23 protein-coding genes are annotated in these 21,040 nt (G+C 68.8%); 11 read left to right on the forward strand and 12 right to left on the reverse strand.

Going from position 1 to position 21,040, the window contains the following annotated elements; genetic code table 11:
- Window positions 1-6: 6 nt before the first annotated feature.
- Both APZ21_RS28350 and APZ21_RS28355 read left to right on the forward strand, forming a co-directional pair.
- Entirely contained in the window at window positions 7-915 is a 909-nt protein-coding gene (locus APZ21_RS28350) for a proline dehydrogenase family protein (RefSeq protein ID WP_082393531.1), read from the forward strand.
- A 210-nt stretch (window positions 916-1,125) separates the two neighbouring features.
- Window positions 1,126-1,758, forward strand: coding sequence for a TetR/AcrR family transcriptional regulator (locus APZ21_RS28355; protein ID WP_054816340.1), 633 nt, complete (start codon window positions 1,126-1,128; stop codon window positions 1,756-1,758).
- Window positions 1,759-1,762: 4 nt separating this feature from the next.
- Here APZ21_RS28355 and APZ21_RS28360 read toward each other — a convergent pair whose 3' ends face one another.
- A complete protein-coding gene (locus tag APZ21_RS28360) occupies window positions 1,763-2,614 on the reverse strand; it encodes an oxygenase MpaB family protein (protein ID WP_054816341.1) in 852 nt (283 codons plus the stop codon).
- Between the two features lie 181 nt (window positions 2,615-2,795).
- On the opposite strand from APZ21_RS28360, the gene APZ21_RS28365 reads away from it, so the two are divergent.
- A complete protein-coding gene (locus APZ21_RS28365; RefSeq protein WP_054816342.1) occupies window positions 2,796-4,226 on the forward strand; it encodes an acyl-CoA synthetase in 1,431 nt (476 codons plus the stop codon).
- Between the two features lie 45 nt (window positions 4,227-4,271).
- Window positions 4,272-4,661: a PPOX class F420-dependent oxidoreductase gene (locus tag APZ21_RS28370; protein ID WP_054816343.1), complete on the forward strand. Its 390-nt coding sequence runs from the start codon at window positions 4,272-4,274 to the stop codon at window positions 4,659-4,661.
- Here APZ21_RS28370 and dapD read toward each other — a convergent pair whose 3' ends face one another.
- Window positions 4,662-5,609 carry a 2,3,4,5-tetrahydropyridine-2,6-dicarboxylate N-succinyltransferase gene (gene dapD, locus APZ21_RS28375; RefSeq protein ID WP_054816344.1) on the reverse strand — a complete coding sequence of 316 codons (948 nt, stop codon included), beginning with the start codon at window positions 5,607-5,609 and terminating at the stop codon, window positions 4,662-4,664. It abuts the gene before it with no gap.
- Between the two features lie 103 nt (window positions 5,610-5,712).
- Here dapD and dapE point away from each other — a divergent pair, with 103 nt between their 5' ends.
- The 4 genes from dapE (at window position 5,713) to APZ21_RS28395 (ending at window position 10,076) form a co-directional block, all read left to right on the forward strand.
- Window positions 5,713-6,813, forward strand: a complete 1,101-nt coding sequence (gene dapE, locus APZ21_RS28380) for a succinyl-diaminopimelate desuccinylase (RefSeq protein WP_054816345.1) — start codon at window positions 5,713-5,715, stop codon at window positions 6,811-6,813.
- A 103-nt stretch (window positions 6,814-6,916) separates the two neighbouring features.
- Entirely contained in the window at window positions 6,917-7,726 is an 810-nt protein-coding gene (locus APZ21_RS28385) for an LOG family protein (protein WP_054816393.1), read from the forward strand.
- Window positions 7,720-8,310, forward strand: coding sequence for an LOG family protein (locus APZ21_RS34465; protein WP_054816346.1), 591 nt, complete (start codon window positions 7,720-7,722; stop codon window positions 8,308-8,310). The genes APZ21_RS28385 and APZ21_RS34465 overlap by 7 nt, the downstream gene beginning before the upstream one ends.
- A complete protein-coding gene (locus APZ21_RS28395; protein ID WP_156371379.1) occupies window positions 8,307-10,076 on the forward strand; it encodes a long-chain-acyl-CoA synthetase in 1,770 nt (589 codons plus the stop codon). Before APZ21_RS34465 ends, APZ21_RS28395 begins: the two co-directional genes overlap by 4 nt.
- Window positions 10,077-10,085: 9 nt before the next feature.
- Here APZ21_RS28395 and APZ21_RS28400 read toward each other — a convergent pair whose 3' ends face one another.
- The 9 genes from APZ21_RS28400 to sigE all read right to left on the reverse strand — a co-directional run bounded on the left by APZ21_RS28400 (window position 10,086) and on the right by sigE (window position 18,016).
- On the reverse strand, window positions 10,086-11,024 hold the full coding sequence (locus APZ21_RS28400) for a glucosyl-3-phosphoglycerate synthase (RefSeq protein ID WP_054816347.1): 939 nt from the start codon (window positions 11,022-11,024) through the stop codon (window positions 10,086-10,088).
- Window positions 11,021-11,905: a dihydropteroate synthase gene (folP, locus tag APZ21_RS28405; RefSeq protein ID WP_054816348.1), complete on the reverse strand. Its 885-nt coding sequence runs from the start codon at window positions 11,903-11,905 to the stop codon at window positions 11,021-11,023. The genes APZ21_RS28400 and folP overlap by 4 nt, the downstream gene beginning before the upstream one ends.
- A gap of 74 nt (window positions 11,906-11,979) precedes the next feature.
- Complete coding sequence (locus APZ21_RS28410) at window positions 11,980-13,050, reverse strand: XdhC family protein (protein WP_054816395.1); 1,071 nt, start codon at window positions 13,048-13,050, stop codon at window positions 11,980-11,982.
- A 103-nt stretch (window positions 13,051-13,153) separates the two neighbouring features.
- A complete protein-coding gene (locus tag APZ21_RS28415; RefSeq protein WP_054816349.1) occupies window positions 13,154-13,426 on the reverse strand; it encodes a hypothetical protein in 273 nt (90 codons plus the stop codon).
- Between the two features lie 222 nt (window positions 13,427-13,648).
- Window positions 13,649-14,506 (reverse strand): hypothetical protein, encoded by an 858-nt coding sequence (locus APZ21_RS28420; RefSeq protein WP_054816350.1) that lies wholly within the window; start codon window positions 14,504-14,506, stop codon window positions 13,649-13,651.
- Between the two features lie 162 nt (window positions 14,507-14,668).
- Window positions 14,669-15,085 carry a Sec-independent protein translocase protein TatB gene (tatB, locus tag APZ21_RS28425; protein ID WP_054816351.1) on the reverse strand — a complete coding sequence of 139 codons (417 nt, stop codon included), beginning with the start codon at window positions 15,083-15,085 and terminating at the stop codon, window positions 14,669-14,671.
- Window positions 15,086-15,223: 138 nt separating this feature from the next.
- Window positions 15,224-16,783 (reverse strand): S1C family serine protease, encoded by a 1,560-nt coding sequence (locus tag APZ21_RS28430; RefSeq protein ID WP_082393525.1) that lies wholly within the window; start codon window positions 16,781-16,783, stop codon window positions 15,224-15,226.
- 10 nt (window positions 16,784-16,793) lie between these two features.
- Window positions 16,794-17,177 carry a hypothetical protein gene (locus tag APZ21_RS28435; protein WP_054816352.1) on the reverse strand — a complete coding sequence of 128 codons (384 nt, stop codon included), beginning with the start codon at window positions 17,175-17,177 and terminating at the stop codon, window positions 16,794-16,796.
- A 74-nt stretch (window positions 17,178-17,251) separates the two neighbouring features.
- Window positions 17,252-18,016 carry an RNA polymerase sigma factor SigE gene (gene sigE, locus APZ21_RS28440; RefSeq protein ID WP_239476864.1) on the reverse strand — a complete coding sequence of 255 codons (765 nt, stop codon included), beginning with the start codon at window positions 18,014-18,016 and terminating at the stop codon, window positions 17,252-17,254.
- 315 nt (window positions 18,017-18,331) lie between these two features.
- Between sigE and APZ21_RS28445 the strand changes: the two genes are divergently transcribed.
- From APZ21_RS28445 to APZ21_RS28455, 3 genes are all read left to right on the forward strand, one after another.
- On the forward strand, window positions 18,332-18,964 hold the full coding sequence (locus APZ21_RS28445) for an O-methyltransferase (RefSeq protein ID WP_054816353.1): 633 nt from the start codon (window positions 18,332-18,334) through the stop codon (window positions 18,962-18,964).
- 115 nt (window positions 18,965-19,079) lie between these two features.
- Window positions 19,080-19,337: a hypothetical protein gene (locus APZ21_RS28450; RefSeq protein ID WP_054816354.1), complete on the forward strand. Its 258-nt coding sequence runs from the start codon at window positions 19,080-19,082 to the stop codon at window positions 19,335-19,337.
- A gap of 62 nt (window positions 19,338-19,399) precedes the next feature.
- Window positions 19,400-19,612 carry a hypothetical protein gene (locus tag APZ21_RS28455; protein ID WP_054816355.1) on the forward strand — a complete coding sequence of 71 codons (213 nt, stop codon included), beginning with the start codon at window positions 19,400-19,402 and terminating at the stop codon, window positions 19,610-19,612.
- A gap of 22 nt (window positions 19,613-19,634) precedes the next feature.
- Here the strand turns inward: APZ21_RS28455 and glgC are convergent, their stop codons facing one another.
- Complete coding sequence (gene glgC, locus APZ21_RS28460; RefSeq protein ID WP_054816356.1) at window positions 19,635-20,849, reverse strand: glucose-1-phosphate adenylyltransferase; 1,215 nt, start codon at window positions 20,847-20,849, stop codon at window positions 19,635-19,637.
- Between the last annotated feature and the right edge of the window lie 191 nt (window positions 20,850-21,040).

Raw genomic sequence — 21,040 nt, forward strand, 5'->3', positions numbered from 1 at the left:
CCGCGGATGAAGCGGGTGGTGACCGGGACGCCGGTCACCGCGGATATCGTGCGGCGATTCGTGGCGGGGGAGGACCGGTCGCGTCTGCTGCCGGTCGCGGGCGAACTGCTGGGAACCGGCCGCATGATCAGCGTCGACTTCCTCGGTGAGAACACCACCGACCGGTCACGGGCCGAGGCGACCGTGGCCGAATACCGCTCGCTGATCAACGATCTCGCGGCCGTAGCGCGACCCGACTTCTCGGCGACGCCCGCCGCGCCGGTCGAAGTGTCGGTGAAGCTGTCGGCGCTCGGGCAGGCGCTGCCCGTGGTCGGCCCGGCGGTCGCCACCGAGAATCTGCGCGTCTTGTGCGCCGAGGCGGCCGAGGCCGGGGTGTGGGTCACCGTGGACGCCGAGGACCACACCACCACCGACGCCACGCTGTCCACGGTGCGGGCACTGCGTGCCGAATTCCCCTGGCTCGGTGCGGTTCTCCAGGCATATCTACATCGCACCGAGGCCGACTGCGCCGAGTTCGCCGGGCCCGGCTCGCGAATTCGGTTGTGCAAGGGCGCCTATCGGGAACCGCAGGGCGTGGCCTTCCAGCACGCGACCGAGGTGACCGACGCCTATCTGCGCTGCCTGGAGGTACTGATGTACGGGCAGGGATATCCGATGGTGGCATCGCACGATCCGGTGGTGACGCTCGCCGCGGCGACTCTGGCCGCCGAAACAGGCCGTGCCGCTTACCGTTTCGAGTATCAGATGCTCTACGGCATTCGGCCCGCCGAGCAGATGCGGCTCGCCGAGGCCGGAAACGGGATGCGGGTCTATATTCCGTACGGCACCGAGTGGTACGGCTATCTGACGCGCCGACTGGCCGAACGGCCGGCCAATTTGACCTTCTTCCTGCGCGCGCTGGTGCGCAGGAACTGATCGGACCAGTGGCTTGCCGAGCAGATACCGCGCCCGCTTATCCCACAGGAAGGCATTGAGCGGAAACAGCCTGGCTTGCTTGGGCAGCGCGCGGTACACCTCGTCATGTCGGGGTGGTGTCAATCGGGCTGGACCCCGCTCGGTGGTGACACTATGCGATGCTTAACGCATCATCGTTTCGACAGTCGAGTGTGGACGGGGTTGGAACATATGACCGGGTTTACCAAGTTGCTGCCGCTGGTACGCGGTGCGAAGGCCGACGACGAGCAACAGGCCCATGTCCTGGACGCCGCGCTGCTGGCATTCCTCGACTTCGGAATCAAGCGCACCAGTATGGTCGAGGTCGCGCGGCGGTGCGGGTTGTCCCTCGCCACCCTCTATCGCCGTTTCGCGGGCAAGTCCGACCTGATCCAAGCCGTCGCGCTGCGTCAGACCCGCGAGTTCATCGATGAGGTCGACGGCGTGCTCCAGCGTCAGGTCGATTTGGACGCGGGCGCCGAGGAACAGATCATCGAACTGTTCGCCGCGTTCATCAACGGTCTGCGCGACAACAAACTGGTGCACCGGCTGCTGTCCACCGAACCCGAACTGGTGCTGCCCTACCTCACCACCCGCGGCGCGCCGATCATCGAACTCGGCCGCGACTACCTGACCGAGTTCGTGACACGCCTACAGCGCGAGGGCAAGTTACCCGCCTACGATCCCGAGCCGCTGGCCGAGATGATCGCGCGCACGGCGGTCTCGCTGGCGCTGACCCCGCAGACGGTGATCCCGCTCGGCGACGACGACGCGATCCGGCGCTTCGCCCGCGACCACGTCGTCGTCTCCTTCCGGGTGTCCTGAACCGTCAGACCAGGCGCAAGCCGAGGCGGCGGCGCAGACGCATATCCCACAGGAAGGCGTACACGGGCAGCGTCGCGAGTTGCCGCGGCATCCGTTCCTCGACCGCGCCGACCGCGGTGAGCAGGCGCGCGAGTCTGCGGTCGTCGTCCTCGCTCCAGCTCATGCCCATCTGTTCGCGCAGGCGCGCGGGCAGCATGCCCGCGGTGACCCAGCGGTGGAACGGGCCGAGGCTCACCCGGACCGGCCACGGGAACATCTTCAGGTCGACGATGTCGTCGAGCATGGCGCGCACCGGGGGATCGATGCGGGTCTCGGCGAGATGTTCGTTCCAGTAGCGCTCGAAGGCGGCGCGGTCGGCGGGCCATAGTGCCGCGGGCATCTGAAGGGTGCTGCCGAGGCGTTCGGCGTGCCGGTAGAACCCGTCGGCCGCGGCGTCGTCCATGAGGCCGTGCATGCGCTCGTACAGATCGCGCGCGCCCCAGTAGAGGCAGGCCGCCACCCACAGTTGCAGTGTCGGGTCGAATGCGTTGTAGCGCACCGGACTCGACGGGCCCGACCGCACCGCGCGATGGGAGGCGTTGACCGCCTCCCGATACGCGGCCCGCTCGTCATCGGTGCCGAGCATGGCGACGGCGAGATAGGTCAGCGTGGTCCGCGTCCGCTTGATCGGATGCCGCATGAGGTTGCCGCTGTCCACCGGACTCTCCAACACCCCGTACCCGACCTGCGGCGCGCTGAGCTGCATGATGACATTCGCGGCCGCCCCGAAGAAGACGGCAGATCCGTCCAGATGGGCCCCGATGTCGAATCCGCGCTCGGCGGCGGCGGTGGTTGTGGCGCGCGATGGGCTGGTCATCGTCGACCCCCGAATTCTCGTCGTTGAGAACGATATGCACAAACCGTCTCATCATCTCGAAAGCCTGTCAACCGGCATTTCGATAACGATCCCCGCGCCTCTCGATCCACCGGCTCGGTCGACGGCATACGGCCCGACCCCGGACGGAGGGCGGGCGTCGGGCGGCAAGTAACGTGGGCGAATGCCGTTCGGACCGCCGTCGCCGCTGCTTCGATCACTGAATCCGCACACCGTGGCGGCGGGGGACGATATCCCCGATGCCGTCACCATCGACGGCGTGCGGCTGTCGCGCGGCGACCTGCTCGGCGCGGCGACCTCGGTCGCGGAGCGAATCGCTCGCGCGGATCGGGTGGCGGTGCTGGCGGCGCCTACCGTCACAACGGTGCTGGCGGTGGTCGGGTGTCTGATCGCGGGGGTGACGGTGGTACCGGTGCCGCCGGATTCCGGGGCCGCCGAACTCGCGCACATACTCACCGATTCGGGGGCGCAGGCGTGGCTCGGCGCGGCGCCGGAAGGCACGGATCTGCCGGTGGTGCCGGTTCGGACGCACGCGCGGTCGTGGCACACCTACCCGGAGCCGGACCCGGCGGGCGCGGCATTCGTGCTGTACACCTCCGGCACCACCGGATTGCCCAAGGGAGTGGTGCTGAGCCGGGCGGCCATCGCCGCCGGACTCGACGCGCTCGCCGACGCCTGGTCGTGGACGGCGAAAGATACTCTGGTGCACGGACTTCCGCTGTTCCACGTGCACGGTCTCATACTCGGCCTGCTCGGCCCGCTGCGGGTCGGTAGCCCGCTGATCCACACCGGGAAACCCACGCCGAAGGCGTACGCGGAGGCGGACGGCACCCTGTACTTCGGCGTGCCGACGGTGTGGTCGCGCATCGTGGACGACGCGGAATCGGCACGGCGACTCGCGGGCGCCCGGCTACTGGTCTCGGGGAGCGCACCCCTGCCGGTGCCGGTGTTCGAGAAGTTGCGCGAACTCACCGGACAGGCGCCGGTCGAGCGCTACGGCATGAGCGAGACGATGATCACGCTGTCCACCCGCGCCGACGGCGAACGCAGGCCGGGCTGGGTCGGCACGCCGGTGCTCGGGGTGCGCACGCGCCTGCGCGACGAATCGGGCGCGCCGGTGCCGCACGATGGTGAGAGCGTCGGCGCGCTCCAGGTCACCGGGCCCATGCTGTTCGACGGCTATCTGAATCGCCCGGAGGTCACCGCCGAGAGCTGGACCGAGGACGGCTGGTTCCGCACCGGCGACGTGGCCGCCATCGACCCCGAGGGTTTCCACCGAATCGTGGGCCGGGAATCGGTGGACCTCGTCAAATCCGGCGGCTACCGCATCGGCGCGGGGGAGGTCGAAACCGTACTGCTCGGCCACCCCGCGGTCGCGGAGGCCGCGGTGGTCGGACTGCCCGACGACGATCTCGGCCAGCGGGTCGTCGCCTTCGTCGTACTGCGCGACGGCGCGTCCGCGACCCCGGAATCCGAACTCATCGATCATGTGGCACAGCGACTCTCGGTGCACAAGCGCCCGCGGGAGATCCGCGTGCTCGACCGGCTCCCGCGCAATGCGATGGGCAAGGTGCAGAAGAAACTGCTGAACTGATCCGCGCTTGACCTCGAGTGCGGTAGAGGTTCTACCGTCGCTGACATGAACGCACAGCTGACCGTCGAACAGATCGACTACCTGAGCACCCAGCGACTCGGGCGCCTCGCCACCGTGCGCCCCGACGGTACGCCACAGAACAATCCGGTCGGATTCCGCTACAACGCCGAACTCGGCACGATCGATATCGCAGGCTGGAACATGGGCGATTCGTACAAGTTCCGCAATCTGTCCGGCAACGCCCGCGTCGCGTTCGTCGTCGACGATGTCGCCTCCGTGCAGCCGTGGCGGGTGCGCTGCCTCGAAATACGTGGCACCGCCGAGGCTTTGACGGATGTGGAACCCTATGTCAGCGGCCTCGCACGGGAGATGATCCGCATCCATCCGCGGCGGATCATCTCCTTCGGACTCGACGCGGCGAGCGTGCGGCGCTGATCAGTCGTTGGCGTGCAGTTCCGCATTGAGTTCGATACCGGTGCCCGCGCGCGCGACGACCTCGACCGCACCCGTGCGGGAGTTGCGTCGGAACAGCAGATTGTCGCGCCCGGCCAGGTCGCCGGCCTTGACCACCGTGCCGTCCGGGGTGAGCACCTTGGTGCCCGCCGTGACGTAGAGGCCGGCCTCGACCACACAGTCGTCGCCCAGCGGAATGCCGATACCGGAATTCGCGCCGAGCAGCGATCGCTCGCCGATGGAGATGACGGTGGTGCCGCCGCCGGACAGCGTGCCCATGATCGAAGCGCCGCCGCCGATATCGGAACCGTCGCCGACCACGACACCGGCGGAGATGCGGCCCTCGACCATGGAGTTGCCGAGGGTGCCCGCATTGAAGTTCACGAAGCCCTCGTGCATGACCGTGGTGCCCGCGGCCAGATGCGCGCCGAGGCGGACCCGGTCGGCGTCGCCGATGCGCACACCGGTCGGGATGACGTAGTCGACCATGCGGGGGAACTTGTCGACGCTGTAGACCGTCACCGGTCCGCGGGCGCGCAATTTGGCGCGGGTGAGTTCGAAGCCCTCCACCGCCGCCGGACCGTAATTGGTCCACACCACATTGCTGAGCAGGCCGAACTGCCCGTCCAGATTGACCTCGTGCGGTTTCACCAGGCGGTGTGAGAGCAGGTGCAGACGCAGATAGACGTCGTGGGCGTCGACCGGGGCGGCCGACAGGTCGGCAATCTCGGTGCGCACCGCGATCACGTCGACCCCGCGCGCGTCGTCGCGGCCGAGCAGCGCCGCGTACTCCTCGGGAGCCTCGTCCAGCCGTTTGGTGCCGGTCGCGTCGAATTCGCCCAGCTCGGGACCGGGGTACCAGGTGTCGAGGACGGTGCCGTCCACGGTCACATTGGCGATGCCGACTGCTGCTGCTCCCTTGATACTCACGTCGTCAGAGGTTACCGGTCCGCGGGTCGCCGCGGTCGGCCACCTCCGGGCTATCGCCGTCCCGACGGCCCAGGTGACCGCGTGCGCTCCGTAGGGTGGGCACGTGAGCATCGACCTGCGCGAGGACCCCATCGCACTGACCGCCGCCCTGGTGGACATTCCGAGCGTCTCCCGCGACGAGACCGCGATCACCGACGCCGTCGAGGCGGCGCTGCGCGAGCAGACCACCGGATTCGAGGTGCTGCGGCACGGCAATGTGGTGCTGGCGCGCACCGATCGCGGCCTGCCGACGCGGGTGATCCTGGCCGGCCATCTGGATACGGTGCCGATCGCCGACAATGTGCCGAGCCGCACGGTCGTCGACGCCGACGGCGCGGAGTCGATGTACGGCTGCGGCACCGTCGACATGAAATCCGGTGACGCCGTCTTCCTGCACCTGGCCGCCACGGTCGCCGATCCGGTCTGCGATCTCACGCTGATCTTCTACGACTGCGAGGAGATCGCGGCGCGGTACAACGGACTCGGCCGGGTCGAACGCGAACTGCCCGAATGGCTGAGCGGGGATCTGGCGATCCTCGGCGAGCCATCGGGGGGATGGATCGAAGCGGGTTGTCAGGGCACGCTGCGGGTACGGCTGACCACCAAGGGCGTGCGGGCGCATTCGGCGCGATCCTGGCTGGGCGACAACGCCGTTCACCGTCTCGCGCCCGCGCTGGCCCGGCTCGGCGAATACCGGGCGCGGCAGGTCGACATCGACGGCTGCGGCTACCGGGAGGGGCTTTCTGCGGTGCGGGTCAGCGGCGGTGTCGCGGGCAATGTGGTGCCGGACGCGGCCGAGGTCGACGTGAATTTCCGTTTCGCGCCCGACCGCACGGTGGACGAGGCGGTCGACCACGTTCGCGAGGTGTTCGCCGGACTCGAGGTGGATTTCGAGGTCACCGACGCCGCGGCGGGCGCGCTGCCCGGTCTCGGCGCGCCCGCCGCGGCCGATCTCATCGCCTCGGTCCGCGCGCACGGCGGCGGCGGGGTGCGGGCCAAATACGGCTGGACCGATGTCTCCCGATTCGCCGCGCGCGGCATGCCCGCGGTGAACTTCGGACCGGGTGACCCGAATCTCGCGCACAAGCGCGACGAACACGTGCCGACCGCGCAGATCACCGCGGTCGCCGCCGTGTTGCGGTCCTATCTGACCGGCGGCGGCTGACCCGACGTGCCGCTCGATCCGGCACGGCGTGTTGCCCCGAATACGCCTGACGTTGTCGCGATGGTTCGGTGCGGGTCATCGGTATCCCGGTAGCGTGGACATCATGTCTACCGACGCCGCCGACCCCGAGGTTGCCAGCTCGCGGAAGTCGACTCCCAAATATCGCGGACCGATCATGTTCCGCCGTGACCGGAAGGACGGATTGGTCACCGCCGACCAGAATCTCCTCGACCGGCACGAACCCGGTGACTGGGTGCACACCGACCCGTGGCGGGTGCTTCGCATCCAGGCCGAGTTCGTGGAAGGTTTCGGCGCGCTGGCCGAGGTCCCGCGCGCGGTGGCCGTCTTCGGTTCCGCGCGCACCCCGGTCGACCACCCCGAATACGATGCCGCCCGCGCCATCGGCGCGGCGCTGGCCCGTGCCGGATTCGCGGTGATCACCGGCGGCGGTCCGGGTGTGATGGAGGCGGCCAACCGTGGCGCGTCCGAGGTCGGCGGCTACTCCATCGGACTCGGTATCGAGTTGCCCTTCGAACAGAGCCTCAACGAATGGGTCGACCTCGGCATCAACTTCCGGTACTTTTTCGCGCGCAAGACCATGTTCGTGAAGTACTCGCAGGCGTTCGTATGTCTCCCCGGCGGTTTCGGCACGCTCGACGAACTGTTCGAGGCGCTGACGCTGGTGCAGACCCGCAAGATCACTCGTTTCCCGATCATCCTGTTCGGCACGAGATATTGGGCGGGACTGGTGGATTGGCTGCGCGACTCGCTGGGCGGGTCGGGCAAGATCGACCAGGGCGATACGGATCTGCTGCACGTCACCGACAGTGTCGAGGACTTGGTCGCGGTGATCGCCGCGGCGGGCCGATCGGGCGGTGCGGTCGATGCGCTCGGCACGGAGGACCAGTGGTGAGCGATACGGGGTACCGGCCCGCGGGCTTCGGTCTGTGCGTCTACTGTTCGGCCGCCACCGCGGACCCGGCGCACCTGGCGCTCGCGGCCCGGGTCGGCACCGAAATCGCCCGGCGCGGTTGGCATCTGGTTTCCGGCGGCGGTCACGTCTCGATGATGGGCGCGGTGGCGACGGCGGCGCGCGCGGGCGGTGCGCACACCGTCGGCGTGATACCGAAGCATCTGGTGCACAAGGAAGAAGCCGATGTGCACGCCGAGGAGTTGATCGTCACCGACACCATGCGCCAGCGCAAACAGGTCATGGAGGATCGCGCCGACGCATTCCTGACCCTGCCCGGCGGCATCGGCACGCTGGAGGAGTTCTTCGAGACCTGGACCGGCGGCTACCTCGGCCAACACGGCAAGCCGGTGGTGCTGCTGGATCACGACGGTTTCTACACCGGTCTGCTGAGCTGGATCGATGGATTGCGCACGCGCGGATTCGTGTCGAGGCTCGCGCTGGACCGCATCACCGTGGTCACCGATCTCGCCGCCGCCTTCGATACCGTCGCGGCCGCGCTCGGCACCGCTGCGAGGCCGCGGTGAGCGAAGGAAACCGTGACACCGTAGGCATATTCGACATCGTCAAGGCGCTGCCCGGTATGGCGCTCGATGTGCCGGTGATGCTGCGCAATGTCACCGGCATGTTGGTCGGTTCCGGCGACCGCGCGTCCGTCGGGCTCTACTTCCAACGCGCCGCGCACCGGCATCCGCGGCGGCTGTTCCTGAGGTTCGAGGGCCGCACGTACACCTACGAGCGGGCCAATGCCGAGGTGAACCGGTTCGCGCACGTACTGGCCGAGCGCGGTGTCACCCGCGGTGACGTGGTCGGCGTGCTGTGCACCAACCGGCCCGAAACCCTGTTGGTGGCACTGGCCGTCGTCAAACTCGGTGCGACGGTTGGTCTGATCAACCACAATCAGCGAGACCGCGTGCTGGCGCATAGTTTCGGGCTGCTGAACAGTGTGCTGAACGTGGTCGGCGAGGAATGCGCCGATGCGCTGGACTCGCTGCCGGAGCCGCTGCGCGATGTCGTGTTCACCGCGGATCTGCTGGCGGCCGCCGAACACGCCGACCCCTCGGACCCGCCGGTCTGCGCCGAGATCACCGCCCGCGAACGCGCGTTCCTGATCTTCACCTCCGGCACCACCGGAATGCCCAAGGCCAGCGTCATGACCCATCAGCGCTGGACCAAGAGCATGGCGGGCCTGGGCGGACTCGGCATCCGCCTGCGCGGCGACGACACCATGTACTGCTGTCTGCCCCTGTACCACAACAACGCGCTCACGGTCGCGCTGTCGGCGGTGCTGGCGAGCGGCGCCACCTACGCACTCGGCCGCAAGTTCTCCGCCTCCGTATTCTGGGACGAGGTCATCCGGGAACAGGCCACCGCCTTCGTCTACATCGGCGAACTGTGCCGTTATCTGCTCAACCGGCCGCCGTCGTCCACCGATCGCGCCCACCGCGTCCGCATGGCCGTCGGCAATGGCCTGCGCCCGGAACTGTGGGACGAGTTCTCCACCCGATTCGGCATCGGCCGGGTGGTCGAGTTCTACGGGTCGAGCGAGGCGCCGATCGCCTTCGTCAATGCCTTCGGCGTGCACCGCACCGCCGGATTCGGGCCGCTGCCGTACGCCATCGTGGAATACGACGACGACACCGGGACGCCGAAGCGCGGCGCGGACGGCCGACTGCGCCGTGTCGGGACGGGCGGGGTCGGACTGCTGCTGGCCAAGGTCACCGACCGCCAACCCTTCGACGGATACACCGACGCCGAGGCCACCGAGGCCAAACTGGTGCGCGACGCCTTCCGCCCCGGCGACATCTGGTTCGACACCGGTGACCTGGTGCGCGATCAGGGCTGGTGGCATATCGCCTTCGTGGACCGCCTCGGCGACACCTTCCGGTGGAAGGGCGAGAACGTCGCCACCACCGAGGTCGAGGCCGCGCTCACCGACGACCCGAATATCGCGCAGGCCGTGGTGTACGGCGTCGAGGTCCCCGGCGCGGACGGCAAGGCCGGTATGGCCGCGGTCACCCTGCGCGCGGGCGTCGAGTTCGACGGCATGGCGCTGGCGAAGACGGCCTACGACCGGCTGCCCGGCTACGCGGTACCGCTGTTCGTGCGGGTCGTGGACGAACTCGAGCAGACCTCGACCTTCAAGAGCCGCAAGGTCGGACTGCGCAAGCAAGGCTACGCCCGCGACGGTGACGGCACGCTCTACGTCCTGGCCGGGCGCGGCGACGGCTACGTCCCGGCCTACGACGACTACCCGGCGGATGTGGCCGCCGCCCGCGTGCCGAAGGGCTGATCCGCGGGCTCAGGCGGCCACGCGAGTTGGGCGCAGGGTGTTCATGGGCGGACGATCGGCCAGCGACACCTCGGTGTGGTGCGCGGTGAACTCGGCCCCGACCAGCGGGAACTGGGTCAGCGCCGCACCCGAGTCCTGCACCCCGCTGCGCCCGAGCACGGTGCCGAGGATCTGGCGGCTCATGACGCCGAGATCGGCCAGTGGCCGGTTGCGGTGGGTGCGGACGCCGAGATTCACCTGAGCGATGGCGTCGAGGCCGAGCCGGTCGTAGGTATCGAGCAGCAGACCGATTTCCACGCCGTATCCGGGCGCGAACGGCACCGCGGTCAGCAACTCCCTGGTGCCCGCGTACTCGCCGCCGAGCGGTTGCAGCACCTGGCACAGTTGCGGGCGCAGCGCCGCCAGCAGCGGCCGGGCGACCAGTTCGGTGACCCGGCCGCCGCCGTGCGCGTCGACCGAATCGCCCTGCCGCAGTGGACGTCGGTAATAGGCCTTGACCAGCTGCGTGTCGTCCACGGTCAGCAGCGGGCCGAGAAGTCTTGGCACGAAGGCCGGATCGGGATCGATCAGGTCGGAGTCGACGAAGGCGATCAGATCACCCGTGGTGACCGCGAGCGACCGCCACAGCACCTCGCCCTTGCCCGGCCTCGGATCGAGTTCGGGGACGGCCTGTTCCCGGGAATACACTTGCGCGCCCGCGGCCGCCGCGCGTTCGGCGGTCGCGTCGGTGGAGCCGGAGTCCAGCACGACCAATTCGTCGACCAAGCCGCCGAGCAGCGGCCGGATGCTGGCCACCACGTCAGCGACGGTGCGTTCCTCGTTGAGTGCGGGCAGCACCACCGAGACGGTGCGGCCGTTCTTGGCGGCGGTGAGTTCGTCCACCGACCAGTCGGGGTTGTCGAAGGTGTTCGTGGTCGCCCACGCGGGCTCGCGGTGTTGGATGTTCATACCAGACCTCGCAGAGTTCGTGCTGGGGGCCGGATGCCCTGGATCGCGGCGATCATGTCCACCACCCGGCGCGCGGCGGCGACTTCGTGAACTCGGAAGACACGGGCCCCGGCTGCGGCCGACCACGCTGTCGCCGCCAATGTGCCCTCCAACCGTTCGGACAGATCGACACCTAAAGTCTCCCCGATGAAATCCTTGTTGCTCAATGCCATCAAGACTGGCCATCCGGTATTAACAAGAACGTCGATTCCGCGCAACAGTGCGAGTCCGTGATAGGTGTTCTTGCCGAAGTCGTGCGTCGGATCGATGAGGATCGAGTCCGCGCGGACCCCCGCCGCCCGCGCCCGCTCGGCCGCCTCTACCACGGTCTCGGTCACCTCGGTCACCACATCCGTGTAGCGGACCCGATGCGGCCGGGTCCGCGGAACCGCGCCGCCGGTGTGACTGCACACGATGCCGACGCCGAGTTCGGCGGCAACCGGCACGAGATCGGGATCCGCGCCCGCCCAGGTGTCGTTGATCAGGTCCGCGCCGACCGCGACCGCGGCCCGCGCCACCCGCGACCGCCAGGTGTCGATGCTGATCAGCAGGTCCGGGTACTTGTCCCGGATGGCGCCGACGAACGGTAGCACCCGCCGCGATTCCTCGGCCGCGTCGACGTGATCGCCGGGCCCCGCCTTCACTCCGCCGATATCGACCAGATCCGCGCCCTCGTCCACCGCGCGGGCCACCGCGTCCATCGCGGCGGAGTCGGCGAAGGTCGCGCCGCGGTCGTAGAAGGAGTCGGGGGTGCGGTTGACGATCGCCATCACCAGTGCGCGGTCCGTCGCCACCGGTTTGCCGCACAGGGTGGGTAACGGCGCCGCGGTGGAGCTGAACATGTCACCGACTGTACCGACACGTGTACCGATCGAGTCGGGTGCGCCGAACTACGTCGTCGGCGACCGCGCGCGACTCAGCGATGAATGGGCCCGTCGAGGCCGTCCAGCGGTCGCGCCGAACCGCCGTCGCGCACGGCGAGGATCTGCGCGGCGATGGATATCGCGGTCTCCTCGGGGGTGCGGGCGTTCAGGTCGAGGCCGAGCGGACTGCGTAGCCGCCGCAGGGCCGCGTCGTCGACGCCTGCCGCGCGCAGTCTGCCGAGCCGTTCGACATGTGTGCGGCGCGAGCCGAGCGCGCCGACGAAGGCCAGGTCCGCGCCGAGTGCCACCGCCAACGCGGGGACGTCGAATTTGGCGTCGTGGGTCATGACGCACACCACCGTGCCCGCACCGAGTCGGCGGGCGGCGATCTCCGAGGTCAGGTAGCGATGCGGCCAGTCGACGATCACCTCGTGCGCGGCGGGGAACCGCGCGGCCGTCGCGAAGGTCTCGCGGGCGTCGACCACGGTGACCCGGTAGCCGAGTTGGCGGCCGGTGCGGCTCAGCGCGCGCACGAAGTCGTCGGCGCCCGCCAGGATCATGCGCGGCGGCGCGGCGAAGACATGCACGAAGGTCCGCGGCCGCGCGGCCCGATCCGGGCCGCCGACGAGACCGGAACGGCCGGTGCGCAACCGGGCCGCGGCGTCGCGGTCCACCCCGTGCCACGGTTCGCGCGCGTCGGGGCGCAGCAGGGTCCAGTCGCCGTAGTCGGTCAGCGTGGCGGCCAGTGCGATCGGTTCGCCCGCGTCGATCGCCCGGCGCAGGGCTCGCAGGATGGGCAGTCGTGCCGTGCCGACTCGTTCGACGAAGATCTCCAACTCGCCACCGCAGGGCAGGCCGATCTCGAAGTCGTCGAAGTCGGCGCCGGCGGTGTAGCCGAATCGCTCCAGGCTCGTGCGCCCGGTGGCGAGCACACCGCGAGCCGACTCCACCACCGCCGAGTCCACGCAGCCGCCCGATATCGAACCGGCCACCGCGTCCGCGCCGGTGACGACCATGGCCGCGCCCGGCTCCCGCGGACCCGCCCCGGTGGCGTCGACGACGCGGGCCAGGGCGACCGGGCCGTCCGCGAGCAGGTCGATGAGCTGATCCAGTATTGCGCGCACCGCATCCGCCCTTCCCGCGACCCCGCCCGGCACCTGATAGCGGCAATCGGACACTGCCGCACCTCGAGCGTAGTGACCGCCGGGCGAATCGGCGCGGTACGGATCAGTATCCGATGGGCCGGGCGATGCCGCGAGCTCGTGCCGCCTCCGCGGCGTTGCGGGCCCGCGCCGCCGCGGAGGCGGCACGCAGCGAGACCGGCATGGCGACGGCCGCGCGATCGGTGATCGCGTCGATATCCTCCTCCCGGGCCAGTCGGGCCTGGATATCGGCCACGGTCAAATTATTGCCCGTACCCGGCCTGCGCATCGTGCCGACGAGTACGCCCGTGAAGACCGAAACGAAGACGACCGCACCGATAACGACGATGAGGTTCACACTGCCTCCCCTGACACGCCAATAGTTATCGACTAGCAATCTATACAGCTACGGCGGTTCGCTAACACGGGGGTAGGCCGTGAGCTGCGACACATTCGTGTTCGCCGACCGTCCCGGTGTGGGATCGAGGTTCTACCCGCGGTCCCCGCTATCGGCGCGCATCCGTTGCCGGCGCGGGTATCGCCTTGTCGCAGGGGGTGATTCGCGGTCCGCGCGGCGTGGTCAACGTCGGGTGCGCTGCGCCGGACGCGGGTCGCCCGCGTCGTGCCGGTATACGGGAGTGAGCAGATCCGCGTCGACGGGTTCGCCGGTGGCCCGGTCGTAGCGCACCGCGATGAGCACCGAGAACAAGTGGTTCGCCGCGCGCTCGTGCAGGGTGGCCAGCCGGGTGGCGAGCAGCCGGATGGCGCCGAGCGATCCCGGCGGATGCAGGCCATCGATGAGCAGACAGGTACCGCGCCCGTCGGGGCGGGGTAATCGGGCCAGATAGGCGATATCGTGCGGTTCCGTACCGCCGGGGCGGTAGACCCGCCGCGCGGCGCGGTCCTCGATCCCGCGGCGCGCGTCACCCGCCCTGGTCACAGCGCGGCGCAGCCGCGGGTCGGCGGCGATGAGCTGGCGCAGGCTTGGTGACAGTTCGGGGCCGCCGATGACGACGAGGCCGTCGCGGTTCAGGTCGATGGGTCGCCCCGGCAGGAAGGTCTCCACCGACGCGCTGAAGCCGAGTTCGCGCAGCAGTTCGACCAGTCGCGTGCCCGCGCTCGGATCGGGTGCCCCGAGGATGCGTCCAGCGCGGATCTCGGGGACGAGCACCGTGAGTGAACCGTGTCCGAAGAACAGACCCTCCGGCGCAGGCCCCTGTGTGCTCACCTGATGGATGCGCGCGCGGGAAAGCCCCGCGGCGGCACCGATTCTGGCGAACGTCCAGCCCTCGGCGTGTAGTTCCCTGATGACCGCCCTGCGGATCCTGGTTAGTTCGTTGATCGTCTGTTGCGCCGCCGCCACCCCGTCGGTGGCCGCTTTGAGTCTTTCGACTTTGTCCTCGATCGCAAAGACTCGCGCCACGTCATCGGCCGACATGTGCGAAGTCTAGACAGGTGGACAGCCTCAGGTGTCTAGTCTAGTTGACATCGCGAACTTCGCGACGGCCCAGTCTGTTTCGCTTGTCAAGGGGGGCTTCGTCGGCGTTTCCCGAGCTAGTCGAGGCCATCGAGCGCCCGCGGGCGCGATCGGCGGCGGCGCTCATGTCGCGTCGGTATCGATCGGCGGTTGTTCATTGCGCTCCAACGGTTTCTCGAGCTTCGGCATCGGATAGTCCGGCATACCGCTGGCCGTGCCGAACAACTCGTCCTTGCTCGGCACCGCCTTGTCGAGATCGCGGAACAACGAATCATCGCCGTTGAGCAGATGTTTGGTGACCATCGAGCGCGGTGTCATCCCGCGCAACTCGTTGAGATCCGCCAGCGGCTTGCGCAACTCCTCGAACTCGGGCCCGAGTTCCTGCTTGAGTTGCTCCGTCGCGCCACTGGCGTAATCGCGAACCTGGCGGAGGCTGCGCGTGGTCCAGCGCACGGCGCCGGGCAATCGCTCCGGTCCGAGGATGACCAAGGCGGCCACGAGCAAGATCATCATCTCGCCCCACCCGATGTTGCTGAACACCGTCCCAGGCTACCGCAGCCCGACATGGACTTCGCGGCCGTCCGGTCGGTTCGGCACCTTGGTGAACAGCGGCCCAACCGCCGGGAAACCGGTGCCGACGGCATCCGGCAACTATTCGCTGTCCGATTGCCGAGCGGGTCAGTCCGATTCGAACTGCACCGGGATATCCACCCGGCGACCGTCGCGGATCACCTGCACCGTCACGGTCTTGCCGATCTCCTGCAATTGCTCGGCGACCGTGAACTCCTCGGAGCTGGTCACCGGTCGGTCACCGATCTGGACGATGACATCGCCCTCCACGATGCCCGCGCGCGCGGCCGGACCGCCGTCGCGCACATCGGCCACCACCGCGCCGCTCATGACCTCGTTGGCGACGGTCTTGGTGCGCACGCTCAGACCGATGGTCGGGTGGTGCATCTCACCGGAACGGATGAGGGTCTGGGCGACCTGGGTCATCACGTTCACCGGAATGGCGAAACCGAGGCCGACCGATCCGCCGGTCTCGCTGCGGATGGCGCTGTTGATGCCGATCACCCGGCCCCGCATATCGACCAGCGCGCCACCGGAATTACCGGGGTTGATCGATGCGTCGGTCTGCACCGCGTCGATCACCGCGTTGGTGTCGCTGCCCTCGCCCTGGAGTTTCACCGGGCGGTGCAGCGCGCTCACGATGCCGGAGGTGACGGTCTTGCTCAGGCCGAGCGGTGAGCCGATCGCGAGCACGTCGTCACCGACCTGCACGTCCTCGGACTTGCCGAGTTGGGCGACCGTGAGGTTCTTCACATCGACCTTGAGCACCGCGAGGTCGGTCTTGGGGTCGCGGCCGACGATATTCGCGGGCACCCGCGAACCGTCGGAGAAGGTGACCTGGATGGCGGCCCGATTGCTCTTGTCCTGCGCGGCCATCGAGACCACGTGATTGTTGGTGACGACGTAGCCGGAGCCGTCGATCACCACGCCGGACCCGGTCGCCCCGCTGTCGCCGACCGTTACCCGGATCGAAACCACCGACGGCAGTACGGCATTGGCGACCTGCGAGATCGGCCCGTGCGGCCGCTCGGTCTCCCCGGCCTGTTGCAGGGTCACCTTGCGAGAGGTGAGCGTGGTCGTCGCCTCCGCGGTGAGCCTGCCGACCAGGCCGCCGACGAGTCCGATGGCGAGCGCGAGCGCCGCGAGCACGGCCAGCGCCTTCGGGGCCACCCGGGAACCGAAGAGCACCTCGCGGGCGCTCAGCTTGCGCGAGCGGGGCAGCTCGTCCGTGACCGGGGTCGCCACGGCGGGCGCGCCGAGGCGCGCGGCCGAATGCGGATCGCGCCACGGGTCGCCCGGGCCCGCGGGCGCGGTGTCGGGCTCGCCCGCGTCGGGATCGCGCTGGAGCAGTTCGGTCGAACCCGCGGGGCGGCCGAACGCCTCGGCCAGCACGGCATCCGGGGGGCGGTTCACCAGTTCCGTACCGGCCCGTGGGCCGCCGGAGCCCGAAGCGAGTGGGGCGTGCGGGGTGAAGGAGCCGACCTGACCGGCCGGACGCGAGAAGGCGCCGGCGGTGTGTGGATCGACCTCGGGGCGATGGACCGGCCGGGGACCGAGCACGGGTGCGTCCGACGGCCTCAGGTTCCCCCTGTTGGCCGCCGAATCGGGGGTGTCGCCCACCTCGGGCGCGTCAGACACGGGTCCGGTGTTCGGTGATTCGGTGGTCACTCGCCAAACTCTACTTGCGCCACCAGGTGGTCCACCGGGTCGCGGTGAACGAATCGGTCAGAAATCCGAAAACCGCCTCGTTACGAGCGTTCCCGTGCCGTGCGCGATTCGGTGCGCCCGTACCGGGCAACTCCGCCAGCGGGATACGGGTGAGACTGTCGTGCAGGCCGGTGGGAATCGACACCTGACCGGACTGCCGCAGCGCGATGCGGGCCTGCTGCTGGGCCTCGACCTCGCCCGCACATTCGGGACAAAGGGAAAGATGTTGAGCGGCACGCAGGTAGGCGTTCATCCGCAGCTCGCCGTCCACATATGCCGCAACGGCCTCACTGGCCAGATGTTCGGTGGGACGGAACCGCGGCGAACGACCGGACGTGCTGGACTCGCCACTCATGCGGTGCTCACCCTTCCAACGACCGACAACATCCACCGTGTGGGTGCCGCCGATTTCCTATCGGACCGGCGGTGTCACCCGAAATTCGCGTCAGCGGCGAACCGCTGCTGAGATCCATTATGCGCAAGGTAGTCGCGCAGTGCCTGACGCCCACGGTGTATGCGGCTGCGCACCGTGCCGAGTTTGACCCCGAGTGTGGCGCCGATCTCCTCGTAGGACAGACCCTCGATGTCACAGAGTACGACGGCGGCGCGGAATTCAGGAGCCAGCGAATCCAACGCGGATTGCAGGTCGGGATCGAGTCGGGCGTCGTGGTAGACGTCCTCGGGGGTCGGCCCCTCGGCCGCCACCCGCTCGTAGTCCTCCGGCAGCGCCTCCATCCTGATCCGGTTGCGCCTGCGCACCATGTCGAGGAACAGGTTGGTGGTGATGCGGTGCAGCCAGCCCTCGAAGGTGCCGGGCTGGTAGTTCGACAGCGAGCGGAAGACGCGGATGAAGGTCTCCTGGGTGAGATCCTCGGCGTCCTGCGCGTCGCCGGACAGACGGTAGGCCAGTCGGTACACCCGATCGGCGTGTTCGCGCACCAACTCGTCCCAGGAGGGCATGGCGGCGCGGTCGCCGGTGGCGTCGAAGGCGGCGGTACCCGTCAGCGTCTCCGTGGCCGTCTCGGCGTTGTCGGCGATATCGACCTCGTCGAAGGCGACCTCGTCGAAGGACGGGACGCGCTCGGACAGTGTCGCGTATTCGGTCGACTCCGCCGGACGTGATGGCGGCGTCGCAGCCGGGGCTCCCTCGTCCGCGGAGCGCCCCGGTAGTGCCGCAAAGGAACCTTTGACCATGTGGATGGGGCTACCTCCTACTCGGGACCGTAAACAGCTCGGCACGGTCGCGGATATCCGTATCTCGGACCTCCGCTACGGGATACAACCGACACTGTGTATGTCGTTGTTCCCGGGTCCCGCGTATCACGGTCGTATGGTCTTGCGTGCTCATACTCTTTCCTGCCCCGATATGTCACGGGTGTGGAGATCCTGAGGGACACCTGAGAAAGTGCGGGTGGCGCGGTCACGATCGTGTCGCGGTCGCCCGACACCGCCCCCGCTGTCCGGGTCGGTAGCGGGTGCGACGGCGGGGGAGACAGCTAGCCTCATACCGTGGCATCGAACCTGGAGCGAAATCTCTCCTACGTGGAAGAATCCGTCGTGGAGGACGAGATCCTCGTCAGCGCGCGCGAACGGGCCACCGAACTGGGCGCGGCACCCGTGCCGCCGTCGGTCGGTGCGTTGCTCGGCATGTACGCCCAACTGCTCGGCGCGCGGGCGGTGGTCGAGGTCGGCACCGGCGCGGGCATCAGCGGACTGTGGTTGCTGGACGGCATGCGCGAGGACGGCACGCTCACCACGATCGATTCCGAACCCGAGCTCCAGCGCGCCGCCAAGGAGGCGTTCCGCACCGCCGACATCCCGCCCGCCCGCACCAGGCTGATCAACGGCCGGGCGCTGGATGTGCTGCCCCGCCTCGCCGACGGCGCCTACGACCTCGTGTTCATCGATGCCGCCCCGCTCGAGCATCCACAGTACGTCGGACAGGCGGTGCGATTATTGCGCGCGGGTGGGGCGATCCTGCTGCACAACGCCCTGCTCGGCGGTCGCGTGCCCGATCCGTCGCAGCGTGATCCGGCCACCCAGGCTGTGCGCGCGGCCACCAGGGCCATCGCCGAGGACCCCGAACTGACCTGCGTGCTCATCCCCGTCGGAGACGGATTGCTCTGCGCCTCGCGCGGCTGAACGGATACGCCGTCGACCGAATCGGCCGTGACAGGGAGAGTGCGGCGGGCGAGAATATGCGTCAGGTCCGCGCGCGCGGGTATGCGACAGCCAACCGAGAGTCAGAGGTACGACAATGGTTTGGCAACGTAGTTCCGAAGTCACCGAGACCGCCCACATCGGCCACATCGTCACCGAGCGTTCGGCGACGGGATGGCTGATGCTGATCCTGGGTGTGCTCGGCGCCGTGGTCGCGGTGGCGCTGATCGTCATGCTGCTGGTCAGCAATGCCGATTTCGACACCGGCCCGCCCAAGCAGCCGCCCGCGTCGGGTAGCTGCGAACCCTTCTGCGGCGCCGTCCCACCGCAGCCCGCTCCGGCTCCGGCGCCGTAGTCGCGGCCGTCGCGGTCCGAGGTTCGGAGACCGCCTTGCCGGGACGGTCGCGATGGTGAAGGGTGACGGCGGTGTTCCGCAACGACAAGGACCAAGACCGGGAGGAATGGGCGGGGGCGGGCATCGTCTTCGTGGTGATAGTTCTCGCCGCCGTCGCGGTGATGCTCTTGGTGAGCACCGCCGACTTCGGCGACCGCGACCGCCCCGCCACCCCGCGGACCCCGGGCCCCTGCGAACCCTTCTGCCCGAAACCCACGGCCACCGGGCAGCCGTAGCGGCGGATCCCGGGTGCGGGCCTCAGACCCAGACGCCCTTGCCGACGGTGACCACGCCGCCGTTGCTCAGCGCGAACCGGTCGCGATCCCGGTCGAGATCGACCCCGATGATCTCGCCCTCGCCGACGACCACGTTCTTGTCGAGTATGGCCCGCCGCACCACCGCGCCGCGCCCGATACGCACGCCGGGCATGAGCACGCTGCCCTCCACCGTCGCGCCGTCGTCGATGACCACATTGGAACTCAGCACCGAATTGCGGACCGTCGCCGCGGACAGGATGCTGCCCGCGCCGACAATGGATTCCTGGGCCAGTCCACCCTGGGCGAATTTGGCGGGCGGCAGGTTCTCCGCGGCCCCGCGGATCGGCCAGCGCTTGTTGTAGAGGTTGAACACCGGGTGCACCGAGACCAGGTCCATATGGGCCTCGTAGAAGGCGTCGATGGTGCCGACATCGCGCCAGTAGCCCCGGTCGCGTTCGGTGGCGCCCGGCACCTCGTTGTCGGCGAAATCGTAGACGGCGGCCTCGCCCGCGGCGACCAGCGCCGGAATGATGTCACCGCCCATGTCGTGGTCGGAATCGGAATTCTCGGCGTCGGCGCGAATGGAGTCGACGAGCACCTTGGTGGTGAAGACGTAGTTTCCCATCGACGCGAAGGTCACATTCGGATCGTCCGGCGTGCCCGGCGGATGGGCGGGTTTCTCCAGGAATTGCGTGATCCGGCCGTCGTCGTCGGAATCGATGCAGCCGAAGGCGCTCGCCTCGCTGCGCGGTACCCGGATACCGGCCACGGTCACGCCCGCGCCGGATTCGATATGACGCGAGACCATCTGCTCGGGATCCATCCGGTACACGTGGTCGGCGCCGAAGACCACGATGTAGTCGGGGTCCTCGTCGTAGATCAGGTTCAGCGACTGCATGATCGCGTCGGCGCTGCCGGTGTACCAGCGCGGGCCGAGGCGCTGCTGTGCGGGCACCGGGGTGATGTACTCACCCGCGAATCCTGACAGTCGCCAGGTCTGGGAAATATGGCGGTCAAGGGAATGCGACTTGTACTGGGTGAGCACGCATAGCCGTAGATAGCCCGCGTTCACCAAGTTGCTCAGGACGAAGTCGATCAGGCGATAGGCGCCCCCGAAGGGCACCGCAGGCTTTGCGCGATCCGCCGTGAGTGGAAACAGGCGCTTGCCCTCGCCACCGGCGAGCACGATCCCGAGTACGTGCGGCTGGCTCCTCACACGTGCCAAACTACCGTGAAGCGCGGGTGTGAGTGGCCCCTGCGGACCCGAGCGTCTACTTTGAAGCCGTGAGTTTCGGCACGGACGGCGGGCGTTCGGCGGCAGGATCCGGTGTGACGGCGGGATCCGGCGGGACCGGGCTGGGACGCGAACATGGGGCGCGGGACGCGGAAGCGGCTCCGGCGCACGAG

Origin of the sequence: Nocardia arizonensis (genome assembly GCF_001310275.1) — a bacterium.
Lineage (GTDB): Bacteria > Actinomycetota > Actinomycetes > Mycobacteriales > Mycobacteriaceae > Nocardia > Nocardia arizonensis.

Coding starts and splice junctions, on each gene's coding strand:
- APZ21_RS28365 (WP_054816342.1), top strand. CDS start 2,796: ATGCCGTTCGGACCGCCGTCGCCGCTGCTTCGATCACTGAATCCGCAC.
- APZ21_RS28385 (WP_054816393.1), top strand. CDS start 6,917: ATGTCTACCGACGCCGCCGACCCCGAGGTTGCCAGCTCGCGGAAGTCG.
- APZ21_RS28400 (WP_054816347.1), bottom strand. CDS start 11,024: ATGAACATCCAACACCGCGAGCCCGCGTGGGCGACCACGAACACCTTC.
- APZ21_RS28450 (WP_054816354.1), top strand. CDS start 19,080: ATGGTTTGGCAACGTAGTTCCGAAGTCACCGAGACCGCCCACATCGGC.
- APZ21_RS28350 (WP_082393531.1), top strand. CDS start 7: ATGAAGCGGGTGGTGACCGGGACGCCGGTCACCGCGGATATCGTGCGG.
- folP (WP_054816348.1), bottom strand. CDS start 11,905: ATGTTCAGCTCCACCGCGGCGCCGTTACCCACCCTGTGCGGCAAACCG.
- sigE (WP_239476864.1), bottom strand. CDS start 18,016: ATGGTCAAAGGTTCCTTTGCGGCACTACCGGGGCGCTCCGCGGACGAG.
- APZ21_RS28435 (WP_054816352.1), bottom strand. CDS start 17,177: ATGAGTGGCGAGTCCAGCACGTCCGGTCGTTCGCCGCGGTTCCGTCCC.
- APZ21_RS28360 (WP_054816341.1), bottom strand. CDS start 2,614: ATGACCAGCCCATCGCGCGCCACAACCACCGCCGCCGCCGAGCGCGGA.
- APZ21_RS28355 (WP_054816340.1), top strand. CDS start 1,126: ATGACCGGGTTTACCAAGTTGCTGCCGCTGGTACGCGGTGCGAAGGCC.
- APZ21_RS28370 (WP_054816343.1), top strand. CDS start 4,272: ATGAACGCACAGCTGACCGTCGAACAGATCGACTACCTGAGCACCCAG.
- APZ21_RS28420 (WP_054816350.1), bottom strand. CDS start 14,506: ATGTCGGCCGATGACGTGGCGCGAGTCTTTGCGATCGAGGACAAAGTC.